1 protein-coding gene is annotated in these 1,391 nt (G+C 45.1%); it reads left to right on the forward strand.

All coding sequences use genetic code 11. The annotated features are described in order from the left end of the window. Positions 1-338: 338 nt before the first annotated feature. Positions 339-1,319, forward strand: a complete 981-nt coding sequence (locus AB5Y64_RS02835; protein ID WP_368203231.1) for a hypothetical protein — start codon at positions 339-341, stop codon at positions 1,317-1,319. Positions 1,320-1,391 lie beyond the last annotated feature (72 nt).

Raw genomic sequence — 1,391 nt, forward strand, 5'->3', positions numbered from 1 at the left:
CAAAGTGATAAAGCGCATGGCATATGGATTTAGGGACTCAGAATACTTTTTTCTGAAAATCAAGGCGGCCTTCCCCGGAAAGCCGCGATGAACCTTTTTTATTGGGGGGTCGCGTGAGATTGCTTTATCTGCTCTTCCTGGTGCCGCTGGGGGCGTTTGCGAGCTGTCCGGCAGGGCTCAATCTGCAAAATGTGCCTATAGGTACAGAAATGCCCTATTGCGTTAAATGGGAGTCCTCCACTCTGGGCGGGTGTCAGGTCGTTTGCCCTGGAGTCTGTGTTGAAACGCCATCTACGGGCACCATGGGCCCCATACAGTCTAACGGTGTGGAATGTACCGTGGGCACTGGTACTGGTACTGGTGGCGACGGTGGCGATACTGGGGGCAGTCCTGGCGGGGATGGTAGTCTTCCTGGTGATACCGATAATATTGCTGGTTGGCAATATTTTAATCATTACGGTTATCAGACCGTGGGTTATACCCTTTCAAAGATTAATACTAATTTAGGTAAGCAGTTTGCGGGGGTTAATTCTAGGCTTTCTGGTTTGAAGGATTATTCCAATCATATTTCTGGTAATACATTTAAGACCCAACTCGAATTGTCTGACGTTAATGACAAGCTTGATCAGGCGTTACCTTATATACGGGAAACTCCTGGTCGAATAGAGGGGACTAATCTTTATTTGTCTCGTATGGAGGCTGATTTTGATTTGGCTAATGCTCAGTTAAAGAAAATTGCTGATAGTATGGGTTCTTCTGGCGGTACAAGTGGTGCCGTTTCTACTGTTGATTTATCTGCAATCAAAGGTGATGTAGCTTCGCTGAAAGCAATGCAACAATCGGCCATGTCAACCCTTGGCTCTATTAGCGGCAATACAAGCTCCATGTCATCCAATATGGGGAGTATGCTTGGTGCTATTGGGAGCCTTCAAGGCTCGGTTAATTCGGTCAACTCCAATATTTCTAGTCAGTCAGGCTATTTAAGCCAGATGAATGACAATCTTTACGGCATTAAATACATGCTCCAAGATGGTTTAAAGAATGGCTGGGGAAATTCTGGTGGTGGTCAAGGTGGGTCTGGCGACTTTAATATTGATTATTCTCAGATGCCAGGTTCTTCATCAAATCCATTGCATGTGGCAAAGGCTGAATATGAATCACCGCTTTGCTCGGGTGATGCTAGTTGCGCCTTTGACCTGGAGCAGATAACGAAAGTATATGGTGAACATAAGGAGGCTTTAAAAAGTCAGTATATTTCTATTAAAAATGAAATGACCGATATGTTTAAATATCAGTTCTATCCGACATTCCGCACCTGATTTAGGAATAAATTTGCCGATAGCGCTCACCCAATACCTCCAAAATGATCTGCTGGTCTCCTGTTAGCTCCG

Origin of the sequence: Aeromonas sp. R5-1, from assembly GCF_040908265.1 — a bacterium.
Lineage (GTDB): Bacteria > Pseudomonadota > Gammaproteobacteria > Enterobacterales > Aeromonadaceae > Aeromonas > Aeromonas caviae.